General features: G+C 67.8%; 14 protein-coding genes and 2 pseudogenes. 10 read left to right on the top strand and 6 right to left on the bottom strand.

Translation table 11 applies throughout. The annotated features are described in order from the left end of the window. Nucleotides 1-31: 31 nt before the first annotated feature. The gene (locus INT51_RS21565; protein WP_193107455.1) at nt 32-184 is read right to left on the bottom strand and encodes a hypothetical protein; all 153 of its coding nucleotides are present in this window, start codon (nt 182-184) and stop codon (nt 32-34) included. 456 nt (nt 185-640) lie between these two features. Here INT51_RS21565 and INT51_RS21560 point away from each other — a divergent pair, with 456 nt between their 5' ends. Then, nucleotides 641-1,783 carry an AAA family ATPase gene (locus INT51_RS21560; RefSeq protein WP_193107454.1) on the top strand — a complete coding sequence of 381 codons (1,143 nt, stop codon included), beginning with the start codon at nt 641-643 and terminating at the stop codon, nt 1,781-1,783. Between the two features lie 305 nt (nt 1,784-2,088). On the opposite strand, the gene INT51_RS21555 is transcribed toward INT51_RS21560, so the two are convergent. The 3 genes from INT51_RS21555 to INT51_RS21545 form a co-directional block, all read right to left on the bottom strand. After that, on the bottom strand, nt 2,089-3,150 hold the full coding sequence (locus tag INT51_RS21555) for a restriction endonuclease subunit S (RefSeq protein ID WP_193107453.1): 1,062 nt from the start codon (nt 3,148-3,150) through the stop codon (nt 2,089-2,091). Continuing rightward, nucleotides 3,150-5,144 carry a class I SAM-dependent DNA methyltransferase gene (locus INT51_RS21550; RefSeq protein ID WP_193107452.1) on the bottom strand — a complete coding sequence of 665 codons (1,995 nt, stop codon included), beginning with the start codon at nt 5,142-5,144 and terminating at the stop codon, nt 3,150-3,152. Before INT51_RS21550 ends, INT51_RS21555 begins: the two co-directional genes overlap by 1 nt. A gap of 108 nt (nt 5,145-5,252) precedes the next feature. Continuing rightward, a complete protein-coding gene (locus tag INT51_RS21545; RefSeq protein ID WP_193107451.1) occupies nt 5,253-5,888 on the bottom strand; it encodes a recombinase family protein in 636 nt (211 codons plus the stop codon). Between the two features lie 568 nt (nt 5,889-6,456). Here INT51_RS21545 and INT51_RS21540 point away from each other — a divergent pair. Beyond that, a complete protein-coding gene (locus INT51_RS21540; protein WP_193107450.1) occupies nt 6,457-7,206 on the top strand; it encodes an Abi family protein in 750 nt (249 codons plus the stop codon). A gap of 47 nt (nt 7,207-7,253) precedes the next feature. Here the strand turns inward: INT51_RS21540 and INT51_RS21535 are convergent. Both INT51_RS21535 and INT51_RS21530 read right to left on the bottom strand, forming a co-directional pair. Beyond that, a pseudogene (locus INT51_RS21535) lies at nt 7,254-7,616 on the bottom strand (transposase); the annotation flags it as partial. Nucleotides 7,617-7,628: 12 nt separating this feature from the next. Then, complete coding sequence (locus INT51_RS21530; RefSeq protein WP_370540848.1) at nt 7,629-7,775, bottom strand: hypothetical protein; 147 nt, start codon at nt 7,773-7,775, stop codon at nt 7,629-7,631. A 172-nt stretch (nt 7,776-7,947) separates the two neighbouring features. On the opposite strand from INT51_RS21530, the pseudogene INT51_RS21525 reads away from it, so the two are divergent. From INT51_RS21525 to INT51_RS21490, 8 genes and pseudogenes are all read left to right on the top strand, one after another. After that, nucleotides 7,948-8,724: pseudogene (locus tag INT51_RS21525) on the top strand (transposase); the annotation flags it as partial. Between the two features lie 16 nt (nt 8,725-8,740). Then, nucleotides 8,741-9,784, top strand: a complete 1,044-nt coding sequence (locus INT51_RS21520) for a YeiH family protein (RefSeq protein WP_304502284.1) — start codon at nt 8,741-8,743, stop codon at nt 9,782-9,784. Between the two features lie 32 nt (nt 9,785-9,816). Next, nucleotides 9,817-10,710, top strand: a complete 894-nt coding sequence (locus INT51_RS21515; RefSeq protein WP_304502285.1) for an AraC family transcriptional regulator — start codon at nt 9,817-9,819, stop codon at nt 10,708-10,710. A gap of 233 nt (nt 10,711-10,943) precedes the next feature. Next, a complete protein-coding gene (locus INT51_RS21510; RefSeq protein WP_193107449.1) occupies nt 10,944-11,987 on the top strand; it encodes an iron-siderophore ABC transporter substrate-binding protein in 1,044 nt (347 codons plus the stop codon). A gap of 54 nt (nt 11,988-12,041) precedes the next feature. After that, the gene (locus INT51_RS21505) at nt 12,042-13,088 is read left to right on the top strand and encodes an iron ABC transporter permease (protein ID WP_193107448.1); all 1,047 of its coding nucleotides are present in this window, start codon (nt 12,042-12,044) and stop codon (nt 13,086-13,088) included. After that, nucleotides 13,085-14,146, top strand: coding sequence for an iron chelate uptake ABC transporter family permease subunit (locus INT51_RS21500; protein ID WP_193107447.1), 1,062 nt, complete (start codon nt 13,085-13,087; stop codon nt 14,144-14,146). The genes INT51_RS21505 and INT51_RS21500 overlap by 4 nt, the downstream gene beginning before the upstream one ends. After that, nucleotides 14,143-14,961: an ABC transporter ATP-binding protein gene (locus tag INT51_RS21495; protein ID WP_193107446.1), complete on the top strand. Its 819-nt coding sequence runs from the start codon at nt 14,143-14,145 to the stop codon at nt 14,959-14,961. The genes INT51_RS21500 and INT51_RS21495 overlap by 4 nt, the downstream gene beginning before the upstream one ends. Nucleotides 14,962-15,161: 200 nt before the next feature. Next, nucleotides 15,162-15,650, top strand: a complete 489-nt coding sequence (locus INT51_RS21490) for a hypothetical protein (RefSeq protein ID WP_226986045.1) — start codon at nt 15,162-15,164, stop codon at nt 15,648-15,650. The last annotated feature ends 46 nt before the right edge of the window (nt 15,651-15,696 follow it).

Here is a 15,696-nt window from a genome sequence, read left to right as displayed (position 1 = left end):
TCTCCTCGAATCAGGCGGCTTCAGAAACCAGCTACACCCTCAGATGCGATGAGCCGGTTATGAACGGAAACGGGCCGACCGTCACTTCATCCCGGGCGCTGGTGCAGGTGATCCATGCGCCCTCGGCGTTCGTGGTAATCGTGAGCGCGTCACCATCGCGGTCAGTGAACTCGCTGATGATCATGGATCCTCCGGGCAGCGCTCATAGATTCGAGCAGGTGTCATAAGGGCGGCGGCGAAACTCCACCACCCTGGTCGCCGACCATCGACCTGCCAGTTCGGGGCGAACCACCATTCGGATTGCGACAAAATCTGCCGACTCCCGGCAGCGCGAGGCCGCCCGGAGCATTAGGACCCCTCACGGCCAGCGGGGCGTCAGGACCGTGCTCGGCGTACTGTCCCGGAAGGGTCGACAACCTACCTATCGGTGCACGCCTTCGTGCAACGCGTCGGAACGTCAGAGCCAGAATCGCGGCCATGAAAACGCCGAGCGACCCATGGTTCGAGAACGATGCGCCGACGCAGTCAATGCCGCGTCGCCACCAGGGTGGCGTCTGACCGGCGCGCGAGACTAGTGTTGCCACGACCCGGCAGCCTTTTGATCCCTTTGCATTCGAGCGTATTCCTTTATACTCTTTGGATGTTGCGAAACTTGTTCAGGCCATCGTTCGGCACCTACCCCCACCTCCTGGTAGGCCGCGATCAGCTGCTCGACGAATTCGAGGACACCTTCGACGGGCTCCTCGATCCCGCCGGTCTGACGATCCTCCTGTCCGGGCAGCGAGGGATGGGAAAGACCGTGCTGCTCGACTCATACCGGCGAGCCGCTGAGACCGCAGGCTGGCTGGTCATCACCGAGAGCTCCAGCAACGGGCTCCTCGAGCGCCTCACCCGAGACCACCTCCCGCGCCTGCTCCAGAAGCACTCCGACAAGTTGCCGTCGCAGCTCGAGTCCGCGAGTGGCACCATCGGTCCCCTCGGAGGCGGTGCGTCCTGGACCGAGCGCTACCCCGCTGAGTCCACCCTCCGCTCCCAGATCACCGAGCTCACCGATGCCCTCCAGCCCTCCGGTCGAGGCCTCGTGATCACGATCGACGAGGTCCAGGCCACCGATATCGAAGATCTCCGCAAGCTAGGCGAGATCATCCAGTACGGCCGTCGAGAGGAACGACTGCTCGCTTTCGCGGCCGCGGGGCTCTCCACTCCCATCGAGGAACTCCTCGACCATCCCGGGGCGACGTTCCTGCGCCGCGCAGAGCACCACCCCATCGGCCGCGTGAGCCGCGCTGATGTTCGAGCCGCCCTCGCGGGAACGATCGCCGATAGTGGCCGCGAGATCGACATTCAAGCCCTCGACGTCGCAGCTGACGCCGTCGACGGATACCCGTTCATGATCCAGCTGGTGGGCTACCACGCCCTCAAAGCCCACCAGACCGCCGACACCGTGACTCCCGAGGACGTGACCGCCGGGATCACAGCCGCCCAACGGCGCCTCGGCCGACACGTCCATACCCCCGCCCTGCGGCCGCTATCGAGCGTTGATCGCACATACCTGCTCGCCATGGCCCAAGACAACGGCCCATCCCGCACCGGGAAGATCGCTGAGCGCATGGGCGTGAGCGCCCAATACGCCGGCGAGTACCGCCGACGGCTCATCCGCGACGGCATCATCGAAGCCGCTGGCCACGGACAAGTCCGCTTCACCATCCCCTACACCGCCGACCACCTACGCGAGCACGCCGCCCACAACGCCCTGGAAGGCCTCACCGACGAGGACGCCTGACCCATCCCAGCCAGCCTCCCCTCCCATGGTGCGAAGAGACCCTCAAAAACCCGCTGAACTGCAACCGACCAGGAAGATCGCATAACTTCTATTATGAGCACCAAGAGAATCATGAACACCAAGACGGACGACACTCGGGAACGTCGCTCCTGTCGCGGCCAGCATCGCCACCGGGGTCGGTAATGTCATCCCGGTCTCAGTGTGATCGTCTCGGGCGCACTCACTTGACGCAGGCAGCGGAAGGAGGCCCGCGCAAGCAGCGCCCTAACGCGCCGAGAGCGCCGGGACGTGTCGATCAGCGCCTATCAGATCTCCTGATCGAAGCTTCTTTCTACGCGCCCGCGAAGAGTCCGCCCATAAGCGGACATGCCGTCCCAGTCCACCACAGTTTCGTCGCGCTCGTCAGTGGTGACGGGCACCATGATGCGGGTCTTCCTCAATCGGCCGAGCGTGGCGCCGTTCCCTCCCCAGCTGAACTTTCCCATCTGCTGGCGGATAAGCGCTGCAAGCACGAGACCGGAGTCTTCGTCCAATTTTTCGTGGCGCAGCACCTGGATGTTCTGGCTGGTGTAGAAAGGCACCGGCTGGTAACCAATAGTCTGGGTGTCCAGGCCAATGGTGACGGCATTACCGCGCTCCGGCTCCTTCGCTTGGCGAGGGAAGAACCCATCCACGCCATTATCAACTTTCGTGCGCGAGACGTACGGAAATTCGACCTTGCCGCGGGTATCCATTTTCGAGCGGTCGTACCACGCGTTAGAGGCCTTCATGCTGTCGACGACCTCAGGGATCATCATTGGTTCGAAGATCAGATCCGGGAAGGCCTCACTACTGGACGGGTTGTCCGCGCGAAGGAGGTTCCGGGCGTTAGCCGTGGCTGTGGTGAGAAGCTCACGACCCAGTGCATCGAGAGTCGTCCAGTCCACGGTGGAGCAGCCATCCTCTCCAGGCCGGGTGGGAACCATAATGCGGGTCCGCGCGAGTCGCTGCATGGACACTCCGTAGCCCCACGAGAACTTGGTCAACGCATGGCGCATCGCCGACACGAGCACCAGGCCGTTAATGCTGTTCAACCGGGGATGCCGGAAGATCAGGAAGTTCTGCGCGGTGTAGAAAGAGCGAGGCTGGTAGAACGTGGATTGCGTCTTCAGCGTGACCGTTATGCAGTTCCCGGGCTCGGGGGGACGTTGCTGCTCCCCCACCAACGCCGCGATTCCGTTGTTGCCGTGAATCTGACTGAGATAGGGGTAAAGGCCGGGGCCATCTTGAAGATTTACCCTGTCATGCCAGGAAGTCGAGGCTTTCATCGACGCGAAGACGTCGGGAATTAGCATCGACTCGAAGGAGACGGTTTCATAGATTCCCATTAACCGACCTGCTGCTCTTCTTTGCCGTTATCGGCGACGGGCGTGACGAGCTCCCCGAGTCCGTGCGAATGCATACCGACCTGCCAGGTGACGTAGTCCGCCACTGTGCCGAGAAGGTCCTCGTAGGTCGGAGGCTGATCGTTGAAGTAAAAGTACGAGTGCTGCCACTCGTCGTCGGCCGTGATCTCGGAGCGCACAATGAACGAGGTGTCGTCCTGGGCGTCGCCGCTCAGCACCTCAAAGAGGTGCTTGCGGCGGGCCTCCACAGTACCGTCGGCTACGAGCCCGCGATGCTGAGCGACGACCCAGCCGTCCTTCTCGAAGTTAACGAACTTGACCTTGGCGTCAGCCCTGTGTGGCCGCCCAGCGGTGAAGATGGCGATCACAGTGTGCGGGGTGTGACCCGAGTTGTGAAAGGTCATCGGATTCATGGTGATGACGCTTTCCAGCGTGTTGTGGCGGAGGATACTCTTCTTGCGTGCGCGGTCTTCTTTCGTCTTCCCCACCATGGCCGACTGCGGGACAATGGCCGCGAGCCGGCCGCCCGGATTGAGGAACTCCAAGGCCTTCTCAACAAAGGCGATCTCGGAGAGATGGCGCGTATTCTTGTCTTTGGACTGGGAGTACGGCGGGTTCAGCAGCACCTTGGTAAAGCCGTGGCCGGGTTTCACGGTGCCGTCGCTGAGCACCTGGTCGTCACGCATCTCCGACATGGGCGCCTCGAAGATTGAGTCGCGGCGGAAGTTCGCGCGGCCGTCTCCGCGCAGGATCATGTTCGTCGTTCCGATGGCGAACAACTTGTCCTGAAGCTCGATGCCATGCAAACGGTGCTCACGGATCACGTTCTTCAGATGAGCGTCGTCGCCTGCGTCCGTGAACATACGCTGCATCGCCGCGATGAGGAACGATGCCGTGCCAGCGGTGGGGTCGAGCACGTAGTCACTAGCGCTCACGTCGATGAGCTCAGCCATCAGCGTGGTGATGTGCTCCGGCGTGAGCACAATCCCGAGCCCTGCACCGTCGCCGCCGCCGTAGGAAATGAACTCGTGGTAGAAGTTACCGAGGACGTCGAAGGCGCTCATCGAGGGATCGACAACGACGTGGAGCACCTCATTCTTCAGAATGCGGGTCATCCACTTTAGCGGCGACTCGTCGAGGTCTCGATGCCGACGATTTAGCTGAGGAGCGTTCTTAATGAAGGCGAACTGATCTAGCAAAGTGCCGATCTTCTGGTTCGGCATGAGCGCCTCAGCTCGCATGTACTGCTCCGCCGCATCGTAGATGATCCGCCCGTCCCACACTTGGCTGTTATTCCCTGGGGTGCGGGCGTGGAGCTGCTCGACGTCAAAGAACTCGTTGCGTAGCGCCAGCAGGATCGCAGAGACCAGTGGCGCCTTCCGATCGTTCTCGACGCTGCCGTAGTTCCGCATACCCTCATGGAGCTTGCGGGCTACCGATCGGAGATCATCGAGCCGGGCTTCGGATTGGGGCCGGCGCTCGAGCACCTGCACTGAGTGGTACTCGCTGATCTGATCAACGGCGAAGACTTCTAGATTGCTTAGTTCATCGAGTTGCTTGGTGATTCCCTCGTTCACGTAGACCACAGAGATCTCGTGATGGACTTCTTCGCCGCCGATGCCGACTGCAAAAATTCCCTTGGTGTGCGGGATGCCGTTGTCGATCATCGTCTTGGCGTAGTGGACAGCACCATTAAGAGCGTAGTCGGAGCGGAACGGGAACGCGGTCGTCACCTCGCCCCCATCCAGGTAGCGGGTGCGGCCGACCTCGCGCTTGTCCTCGATGACAACCACGAAGCCATCGACCTCGAACACGAACTCTGGCTTGCCCTCTGCGGCAGACGAGGCTGACTTAGAGCCACCTTTTAGTGCATCGCGCTTCCATCCCGGACCGCCATCCTGCTCCCACGGACGGTGCACATTGATGTCGCGCAACATGTCGCGAACGAACTGGTCGGTGGACTTCTCGTTGAGCATGGTCTCTCTACTCCGGTGTTGAATGATTACGCACTGCACATTATAGAGTTACATAGACGTTCCTGATCAGCAGGGACGCACGACGTTCAGTGTGGCGCATGGAGGCCCCTAGTCCGCCATCGGCAGGGTTGGCGCGTTGAGGTAGCGGTACAGCGTGGATCGGCTGATGCCGTGCTCACGCGCTATTTGGACTTTGGGAGTGCCGGCGAGGGCCGCCTTGCGCACGGAGCGGATCTGGTCGCCCTCAAGGCTGCGGGGCCGGCCCTTGTAGATGCCGCGCTTCTTCGCGGCGGCGATGCCCTCGGTCTGTCTCTGGCGGATGAGTTCGCGTTCGAACTGCGCGAACGCACCCATCATGTTCAGCTGGAAGGATGCCATCGGGTCCGTGTCGCCGGGGGCGAAGGTCAGCCGTTCCTTGAGGAACTCGATGCTCGCGCCTTTCCGTGGCTGCTGCTCGGTGTGTTCAGCGGGGTCGCCGGTGATCTGCTGGACGATGTCGTTGAGATCGATGACCGACCGGGCGAGGCGATCCATGGAAGCGACGACGACATGGTCGCCATGGCGGACGTGCCGGATCAGCGCCTGCAGTTGCGGGCGGTTGGTCGCGCTCTTGCCGGATTGCTTCTCGGTGAAGGTCTGGTCGCACTCCCCTACTGCTTCGAGCTGCCGAGTGAGGTTCTGGCCGGCGGACGAGACCCGCACGTACGCGACTCGCTGTCCCGAGGGGCGAGCGTTGACCCTCACTCGTCACCCCCGCCCGCGTGCAACAGAGCCGTGACCGTCAGAGCGCTAGTTGCAATGAGGAGGAACAGCCCTACGAAGGGGTTCTGTGGGATCCCGAAGCCTCCACGGACTGCGGCGACCCCGATCACGACGAAGAAGATGGGTAGCAAGATGCGGGCCGGTCGTCGCAATGCGACACCTCGAGGCTCAGGTGATCCATTCACGTCTTAGACCCTAGCCGAGACATGCGCCAAAACCCGCTATCCGACCCTATGGAACAGGGACGATGCCTCGCGGGCGACTGTCACTTTTGGGTATACCCAAAAAGGACAGCAGGATCTCTATCCGCTTGACGAGCGAGCCCTCCGGTGGCGCCAAGGAGGCAGACGGCGCGGCGGCAAAGGCTCCTTCGGAGCGCAGGTCGCGACTGGGGACCTGGTAGCGCAAGCTCCACTCGAGATGCCTGTCAGCAAGGGGTTCGACGGGCACGCGCCCCAGAAAAGAAAGCGCCCCCGCCGCAATGCGACGGGGGTTGGCTCTATGTCTGTGCGAGGGTCCCGCCCCCGCTTCTGCCCTCTAGTGTAGGGCCATGACGAGCACAACGCAACCGACGGTCGAGGCCGTCCTGGTCTCACACTTATCCCCCGCTCGGTTTGCGCCCTACCTCGCCGAAACCGGCTCAGTAGCGGCAGCGATCAAACTTTATCGCTGGAACATCGAGTTGTCCGGCGCGATCCACGAGTCTCTCGCCATCGTCGAGGTTGCGCTACGTAACGCGTTGGACAGGCAGCTCCAGGTATGGAACCAGTCGCGACCGGCGCCGGCCGGTCAGGCGCCCTACGGCACCAACTGGGTGGAGCGGCCAGCGGCACCCCTCGGCGCGCTTCTCAATCCGACGCCTCACAAGTCGACGTACCTCTCCGCCCGCTACCGGGCGATTGCCGACTCGAACCTCCGGGACCCTTCCCATCCTCGACACGGCGCTGCTCCCAATCACGACGATCTCGTGGCCCACATCACCTTTGGGACATGGGTGAAGCTTCTGCCGAGCAAGAAGGACTCCCAGTACGGGTTCGGACCGAACAAGCAACGCGGCCTTTGGGTGAACGCGCTGAAGGATGCCTTTCCGCACCATCCTGACCCCCTGGTCGTCCATCACTGGACGCAACGCCTTCACCAGCTCCGCAATCGCATCGCACACGTCGAGCCGTTGATCGCCACCGACGTCATCAGCTACCACCGATCAGCAGCTCGTCTGCTGCTCTCGATCGATCCGACCGTGGGGTCCTGGTACGCAGGCGTAAGCAGGATCCCGAGAATCTGCAAGGAGCGTCCCTAAAACGGCACGCCGGGGCCCTACCCCCGGATCTTGGACACGGGGTGTGATTACGCAGCGGTCGGCAGCGTAGCGGCCCGGCGGGCCTCGTAGGTGGACGGGGACAGGTAGCCGCACCAGGTGTGACGGCGCCGGGTGTTGTAGCGGACGAGCCACCTGAAGACCTGCCGGCGACAGGTCGGCTCGTCGCTCCAGCAGGCGGTGTCTTGGAGGACCTCACGCTTCATCGTGGCGTTGAACGACTCCGCCAACGCGTTGTCGGCCGACGAGCCGACCGCACCCATTGACTGGGTGACGCCGAGTCTCTTGCAGAGCTTGGCGTAGTCCTTCGAGCAGTAGACCGACCCATGGTCGCTGTGGAAGATCGCTCCCTTGAGGCTGCCGCGGGCCGCGGCAGCGGCCTTCAGTGAATCGCCCCGGGTTTGTTAGGGGCTCGCAAGTGCCGTGTCGGCGGGTGCCGGTGCGGGGTGGTTGTGATGGTAAGTGTCCTCGAGCTCGACGGGCGGGATCATGCCGATCTCGCCGTGAAGTCGCCGGTGATTGAACCAGTCGATGTATTCCGCGGTCGCGATCTCGAGGTCGTCGATGTTCTTCCAGGGCCCGCGGTTGCGGACCAGTTCAGCCTTGAACGGCTCTTCACGGTTCGTGGTGATGGAGAGCGTCGCGTCGCTGGCGTAGAGCGGCTCGTGGTCCTGCTGTGATGGGTGTTGTCAAGACATCCATATCTCAGAGGACCACGAGCCTGTGTATGAGAGTACTGGTCCGCAGCGTGATGCTGCGAGCACGATCTTCAACCTGCCCAACTACCGCGTCGTTGACGCGATCGACCTGTCCGACGGAGGGCGTCAAGTGGTGATCGCCTCGAGCGTCCCACCCGGGTGCCCGTCGTGCGGGGTGATCGCGACGAAGGTCCACTCCCGCCGCTCTCAGCAGGTGCGAGACGTTCCCGTGGCCGGGACGGTTCAGGTGGTGTGGGCCAAGCGGCGCTGGTTCTGCCTCGAGCCGGCCTGCGCCCGGCGCACGTTCTGGGAAGCAACCGACCAGGTCCCCCGATACGCACGCTCGACCACCCGGCTGCGCGATCAGGTCGTCTCTGCGGTGATCACCTCGGGCCGGGCGGCCTCGGAAGTCGCTCAGGCCCATGGCGTCTCGTGGTGGCTGGTCCAGGCCGCGCTGGCGGCTGCCGCCGTGGCCCTGCCTGCCGTTGACGAGGTGCCGGTGACGCACCTGGGCATCGATGAGCACCGCTACCGGTCGGTGCGCTGGTTCCGCACCGACGACGGTGCCTGGAGACGGTTCGAGCCATGGATGACGACCCTGGTCGACCTGACCACTGGGCAGGTCCTCGGCATCGTCGATGGCCGGGACTCCACCGCCGTCGGTACCTGGCTCGCCCAACGCTCCGAGTGCTGGCGGGAGCGGATCGAGGTCGTCGCCATCGATCCCTCAGCGGCGTTCCGCAAAGCACTGCGGACCTACCTGCCCCGCGCCGCGGTATCGGTCGACAAGTTCCACCTCGTCAGCCTGGCTGGTCTCGGTGCTCACCGATGCGGTCCCCGAGCTCACCGAGGGCACCGCCGTCGGGAAGGTCGCGAAGTCGATCGAGTACCCGGTCTACGCGATCGCGCTCGGCTTCCTGGGCAACGCGGTGCTGTCCCTGACCGGGGTGCGCCGCCGCATGGCCGCGGCCTTCCGCACCGAGCTGTTCATCAAGGTGGGCCTGGTGCTGCTGGGCGCGAGCGTGAACTTCGCGATCGTGGTGCGCGCGGCGGGCCCCGCCGTGCTCCAGGCGATCCTGCTGATCACCGCCGTCTTCGCCTTCACCTGGTGGTTCGCCGGACTGCTGGGGCTGGACGACAGGCTGCGGGCGCTGCTGGCCACCGCCCTGTCGATCTGCGGGGTCTCCGCCGCCGTCGCGGCCGCCGGCGCCGTGGAGGCGAAGAAGGAGCAGCTCGCCTACACCGCTACCCTCGTGATCGTCTTCGCGGTGCCCTCGATCTTCCTGCTCCCCTGGCTCGCGGACCTGATGGGGCTGTCCCCCGCGGTCACCGGCGCCTGGATCGGCGGCAACATCGACACCACCGCCGCGGTGACGGCCGCCGGCGCGGTCGCCGGCGAGCAGCCGCTGCAGATCGCCTCGATCGTGAAGGTCACCCAGAACGCGCTGCTGGGCATCGTCGCCGTGCTGCTGACGCTGTACTTCTCCTTCAGGGTCGCCCCCGCAGCCGGCCGGGCCGTCGCCGGCTCCGGCACGCGCCGCGTGGGAGATCGCCGCTCGCTGGCGATGCTCTGGGAGCGGTTCCCGAAGTTCGTGCTCGGCTTCCTGCTCGCCTCGGTCGTGGCGACGGTGCTCGCGGAGTCGGTCCCGGAGGCGGTGCTCGAGCCGCGGCTGGATGCCGCCAAGGAGCTGCAGACCTGGGCGCTGACCCTCGCCTTCGTCTCGATCGGCCTCGAGTTCAACGCCTCGAGCATCAGGGAGTCCGGCTGGAAGCCGATCGTCGTGTTCGCGGCGGCGACCGTCGTGAACCTCGTCGTCGGCCTGGGCCTGGCGCTGCTGCTCTTCCGCGGCTTCATCTTCTGAGCCCACGCCCCGGGCCCGGCTACCGTGGCCCCGTGCCCCTCGACTCCCCCGGCCCCCACGATGCCGCCCTGCGATGGTCGGCGGCGGTGGTCGGCTCACGTCCCGCCCGCCGCCGCGCCCTGCCCCGGCATGCGGCGGGGGACGTCGAGGTCCCGTACACGATCCTCGCAGGCCGCGAGGAGATCGGCGCGGACACCTACTGGGCCGAGCACTCCCATCCCACGCACGAGCTGCTGTGGAACGAGCGCGGCGCGTCGACCGCTCGGATCGGGTCGCGCGTGCACACGATCTCCCCGGGCGTGGGGCTGTGGATCCCGGCGGGCGTGCCGCACAGCGGTTTCACCCCGGCGGGGGTCCGTCACCTCGCCGCGCAGTTCTCGATCACCCGCGTGGAGCCCCCGTCGGGCGTGCCGGTGACCGTGGAGATCACGCCGCTGCTGCAGCTGCTGCTCGAGAGGTCCCTGGACGCGGACCTGTCGGAGCGCTCGCGCGAGCTGACCGACGCGATGATCCTCGACGTGCTCGCCCCCTCCCCGCGCGAGCTGCCGCTCACGGTCCCCGACCACCCGCTGCTCGCGCCGATCGTCGAGGCGCTCACCGAGGACCCCGCGGACCCGACGACCCTCGAGCAGTGGGCGCGACGCCTGGGAGTGAGCTCGCGCACACTCACGCGCGCCTTCGTGGCGAGCACCGGGCGGGGCTTCCGCGACTGGGCGGCGACCGCCCGCGCCCAGTGGGCCGTCGCACTGCTCGCCGCCGACGAACGGATCGAGGACGTCGCCGGACAGGTCGGCTACCGCTCGGCGAGCGCCTTCACGGCAGCGTTCCGGCGGGTCACGGGCATGACGCCGGGCGCCTACCGCCACGGCGACCTGCCCTCGACCCCTCCCGCCCCCGCTCGGGCGACGGACGTCCGCGCCTCCTGAGCCACCACCCCCGAGCACCCCCGGGAGAACCTCCCTCCTGCGACTGCTTCGCACGGCCTGTCCGTTCTGCGACAGAGGCTGTCGTCTTCACGTGCTTGCGGACACCTGCACCGCCTCGTAGGTTTGGTGAGGCAATCCTAAGTTCGCATCGTGGCGGCCGCGGGGCCCGCCCGGGCCGCCCGGCCGCCGTCCCGTGCGCGACCCTCCGCGCCGGCCCGTCCCGAGAGGCCCCCATGCCCCGTCTGTCCCGCCGCGCCCTCGCCGGCTCCGCCGTCGCCCTCGCCGCCGCCCTGGCCGCCTGCTCCTCCGAGAGCTCGACCGGCTCCGGCGCCTCCGACGGCGGCGGCAGCGGCAGCGGCGCGGACGGCGCGACCACCCTCGAGCACGCCTTCGGCACCACCGAGCTCCCCGCCGAGATCGACGTGGTCACCACCGTCGCCTGGGCGAACCACGAGGTCCCGCTCGCGCTCGGCGTGGTGCCCGCCGGGATGGCGGCGGCGAACTTCGGCGACGACGACACCGACGGGCTGCTGCCATGGGTCGCGGCGAAGCTCGAGGAGCTGGGCGCCGAGCCGCCCGTGCTCTTCGACGAGTCCGACGGCATCGACTTCGAGGGCGTCGCCGACACCGCCCCCAGCGTCATCCTGGCCGGCTACTCCGGCCTGACCCAGGAGGACTACGACACCCTCACCGCGATCGCCCCCACGATCCCGTTCCCCGAGGTCGCCTGGGGCACCTCCTGGCGCGACATGATCACCGCGAACGCGGCGGGGATGGGGCGCGCGGAGGACGGCGCGGCGCTGATCGCCGAGCTCGAGGGCGAGATCGAGGAGGCCGTGGCGAAGCACCCGGCGATCGCGGGGAAGTCGGTCATGTTCCTCACCCACGTCGACACCACGGACCTCTCGACCGTGAACTTCTACACCGCCCACGACACCCGCACCATGTTCTTCGAGGACCTCGGGATGACGATCGCGAAGAGCGTGCAGGACGCCTCCGCGGAGACCGAGGAGTTCTCCTCCTCCGTCAGCGCCGAGCAGGCCGACGTCTTCGACGACGTCGAGATCATCGTGACCTACGGCGACGAGACCCTCGTCGAGGCGCTGAAGGGCGATCCGCTGCTCTCGCAGATGCCGGCGGTGGCGAACGGGGCCGTGGTGCACCTGCCGAGAGACAGCCCGCTGGGCACGGCCGCGAACCCCACCCCGCTCGCGATCTCGTACATCCTCGAGGACTACCTGGTCGAGCTCGAGCGCGCCGCGAACGCCTCCGTCTGAGCCCCGCGACCGGATCCGCGACGACCGCCCGCCCAGGATGACCACCGCCCTCTGATGACCACCACCGCACCTCCCGGGCACGGGAGCACCTCCGGCCTGCTGCGGCGTGCCGCTCGTGCCCGGCTGCTCCGGCTGCTCGGCCTCGCCGCGGCCCTCGTGCTGATCGCCGCCTGCTCGGTGACTATCGGCTCGCGGGACGTGGGGGTCGCGGACATCCTCGCCGCCCTCGGCGGATCGACCGACGGCTTCGGACCGGCCGCGGTCGCCAAGCGGATCCCCCGCACCCTGCTCGCCCTCCTCGCCGGTGCCGCGCTCGGGATCTCCGGCGCCGTGATGCAGGGCGTGACCCGCAACCCGCTGGCCGATCCGGGCATCCTCGGGATCAGCACCGGCGCCTCCCTCGCCGTGGTGGTGGGGATCGCCTGGTTCGGACTGACCGTGGCCTCGACCTTCATCTGGGTCGCGATCCTCGGTGCCGCCCTGACCGCGGTGCTCGTCTACACGCTGGGGTCCCTCGGCCAGGGCGGCGCCACCCCGCTCAAGCTCGCCCTCGCCGGCGCCGCCACCGGCGCGGCCCTGACCTCGTTCATCAGCGCCGTGGTGCTGCCTCGCTCCGACATCGGCGATAGCGTGCGCTCCTGGCAGATCGGCGGCGTGGGCGGCGGCACCTACGCCTCCCTGCAGCAGGTCGCCCCGTTCCTCGCGGTGGGAGCGGTGCTCTGCCTGCTCAGCGCCCGCGGCCTGAACACCCTCGCCCTCGGCGACGAGCTCGCCGCCGGCCTCGGCGAACGGGTGATGGCGACACGGGCCCTCGCCTCCCTCGGCGCGGTCGTGCTGTGCGGGGCGGCCACCGCGGTGACCGGCCCGATCGGCTTCGTGGGGCTCGTGGTCCCCCACGCCTGCCGGCTCCTGATCGGCTCGGACCATCGCTGGCTGCTGCCCTTCAGCGCCGTCGCGGGCGCCGCGCTGCTGACGGCCGCGGACGTGGTCGGCCGGATCGTCGCCCGGCCCGAGGAGCTGGACGTCGGCATCGTCACCGCCCTGCTGGGCGCCCCGGTCTTCATCGCCATCGTGCGCCGTCAGAAGCTGGCCCACCTGTGAGCGCCCCGGACCCCCGACCCGCGAGCGCGCCGAGCACCCTCGGGCGCGTCGTCGCGGTGCGTCGTCGGCGCACTCGTCGCACACTGCTGACCTGCGGCGTGCTGGCAGCGGCGATCCTCGCCGTGTTCTGCCTGAGCCTCATGGTGGGCCGCACCTACTACCCGCCCTCCGACGTGCTGGCCGTGCTCCTCGGGCAGGACGTCCCGGGGGCGAGCTTCACGGTGGGCACGCTGCGCCTGCCCCGTGCCGTGCTGGCCGTGCTCGCCGGGGCATGCTTCGGACTGGGCGGGGTGACCTTCCAGACCATGCTCCGCAATCCGCTGGCGAGCCCGGACATCATCGGCATCTCCTCGGGGGCGAGCGCCGCGGCGGCCTTCGGCATCGTGATCCTCGGGCTGTCCGGCACCGCGGTCTCGCTGCTGTCGATCGTCGCGGGCCTGCTGGTGGCGCTGCTCATCTACCTGCTGTCCTCGCGCGGCGGGGTCGCGGGGACCCGGCTGATCCTGGTGGGCATCGGCATCTCCGCCATGCTCACGAGCCTCACCGACTGGGTGCTCTCGAAGGCCGGCCAGTGGGACCTCCAGGAGGCGCTGCGCTGGCTGACCGGGAGCCTGAACAACACCTCCTGGGAGCAGGCGCTGCCGGTGCTGGCCGCGCTCGTGGTGCTGGGGCCGGTGCTGCTGAGCCACAGCGGGGAGCTGCGCATCACCCAGCTCGGGGACGACGCCGCCCAGGCCCTCGGGGTGCGCACCGGCCGGACCCGGCTGGTCGTGGTCGTCGCCGCGGTGGGCCTGATCGCCTTCGCGACCTCCGCGAGCGGGCCGATCGCCTTCGTCGCGTTCCTCTCCGGACCGATCGCCGCGCGGATCGTGGGCCCGGGCGCCTCGCCGCTGCTGCCCGCGGCGGCCGTCGGCGCGCTGCTGGTGCTGGTCGCGGACCTGGTGGGACAGTTCGCGACCGGGACCCGCTATCCCGTCGGCGTCGTCACCGGCGTGCTCGGCGCGCCCTACCTGCTGTATCTCATCGTCCGCGTCAACCGTCGAGGGAGCTCCCTGTGACCGCCGACCACACCCTGCAGGTCCAGGACCTCTCCCTCGGATACGGCGAACGGACCGTGATCGAGGGGCTGGACCTCGACCTGCTGCCCGGGAAGGTGACCGCGATCGTGGGCGCCAACGCCTCGGGGAAGTCCACCCTGCTGCGCTCCATGTCGCGGCTGCTGACCCCGCGCCGCGGCCAGGTGCTGCTGGACGGCGAGCAGGTGCACCGCCTGCCGGCCAGGCAGCTCGCCCGGGTGCTGGGCCTGCTGCCCCAGTCCCCGCTGACGCCCGAGGGGATCGCCGTCGCCGACCTCGTCGGCCGCGGCCGCCACCCCCACCAGGGGATCTTCTCCCGCTGGTCCGCGGCCGACGACGAGGCGGTCGCCGCGGCCCTGGACGCCACGCGCACCGCGGAGCTCGCCGAGCGCCCGGTGGACGAGCTCTCCGGCGGCCAGCGCCAGCGCGTCTGGATCGCGATGGCCCTCGCGCAGGACACCGACCTGCTGCTGCTGGACGAGCCCACCACCTTCCTCGACGTCGCCCACCAGGTGGAGGTGCTCGACCTGCTCACCGACCTGAACCGGGAGCGGGGGATCACGCTGGTGATGGTGCTGCACGACCTGAACCTCGCCGCCCGGTACAGCGATCGGCTGGTCATGATCGCCGGAGGCGCCGTGGCGGCGAGCGGCCCCGCGGCGGAGGTCCTCACCGAGCAGCGGGTGCGGGAGGTGTTCGGGCTGGAGAGCCGGATCATCGCCGATCCCGTCTCCGGCACCCCGCTGATGCTCCCGATCGGCCGCCATCACGTGGCCTCCGGCGGATCCTCGACCTGACGGGGACGGGCCGCACCGCCCGGCCGCGCTGTCCGGCCGCACGGGCCGTCCGCACGGGCCGGCCCGCTCCCGTGCCCGTCGGCCCGATCCCGCTTGCGATGCCGCACCCCTCGTGCCAGGGTTGAACGGACCCAGGCGGGGCGAAGAGGCCGAGCTGGGAGCACGGTCGTCCCCGCACGTCGAGCACCTGGAGGTCCACTGTGAAACTGCCCTGGCTCACGCCCGTCCTCGAAGCGACCGGCCCCGTCGTCTCGGTCCACCTCGACACCACCCGGACCGACCCCCAATCGGCCGGCGAGCTCGAGGCCCGCTGGGCGCGGATGCGCTCCACCCTCACGGCCGACGGCGCCCCGCAGGCGCTGCTCGCCCAGATCGAGGAGACTGTGCTCAGCCCCTCGACCCTCGGCGGACGGCAGGGCCGCTCCGTCTTCGCGAACGACGACGGGATCCTCGTGGACCGGGTCCTTCCGGCGCCTCCGCTGCAGGAGTCGGCCCACCGGGGCGAGTTCCCGCAACTGCTGCCGCTGCTGCAGCTGATCCCCTTCGCCGTGCGACAGCTGCTGGTGGTCGTGGACCGGGCCGGCGCCGACCTGCACCTGCGAGCGCCGGAGAACCCGTCGATCGCCCACGGCCCGAACGGTCTGGGAGAGGACGCGACCGTCGAGGGCGGACACGACGTCGGGGCCTGACCCCGGTTCTTGGACACGCTGAATCCAGCATCTGCTGCTGGGGAAG

It is taken from the genome of Brachybacterium sp. FME24 (genome assembly GCF_014897705.1).
Classification (GTDB): domain Bacteria; phylum Actinomycetota; class Actinomycetes; order Actinomycetales; family Dermabacteraceae; genus Brachybacterium.
Note: the sequence above shows the minus strand (reverse complement) of the source record. Positions and strands in the feature narration are given on the sequence as shown.

Coding starts and splice junctions, on each gene's coding strand:
- INT51_RS21565 (WP_193107455.1), bottom strand. CDS start 184: ATGATCATCAGCGAGTTCACTGACCGCGATGGTGACGCGCTCACGATT.
- INT51_RS21560 (WP_193107454.1), top strand. CDS start 641: ATGTTGCGAAACTTGTTCAGGCCATCGTTCGGCACCTACCCCCACCTC.
- INT51_RS21555 (WP_193107453.1), bottom strand. CDS start 3,150: ATGGGAATCTATGAAACCGTCTCCTTCGAGTCGATGCTAATTCCCGAC.
- INT51_RS21550 (WP_193107452.1), bottom strand. CDS start 5,144: ATGCTCAACGAGAAGTCCACCGACCAGTTCGTTCGCGACATGTTGCGC.
- INT51_RS21540 (WP_193107450.1), top strand. CDS start 6,457: ATGACGAGCACAACGCAACCGACGGTCGAGGCCGTCCTGGTCTCACAC.
- INT51_RS21510 (WP_193107449.1), top strand. CDS start 10,944: ATGCCCCGTCTGTCCCGCCGCGCCCTCGCCGGCTCCGCCGTCGCCCTC.
- INT51_RS21505 (WP_193107448.1), top strand. CDS start 12,042: ATGACCACCACCGCACCTCCCGGGCACGGGAGCACCTCCGGCCTGCTG.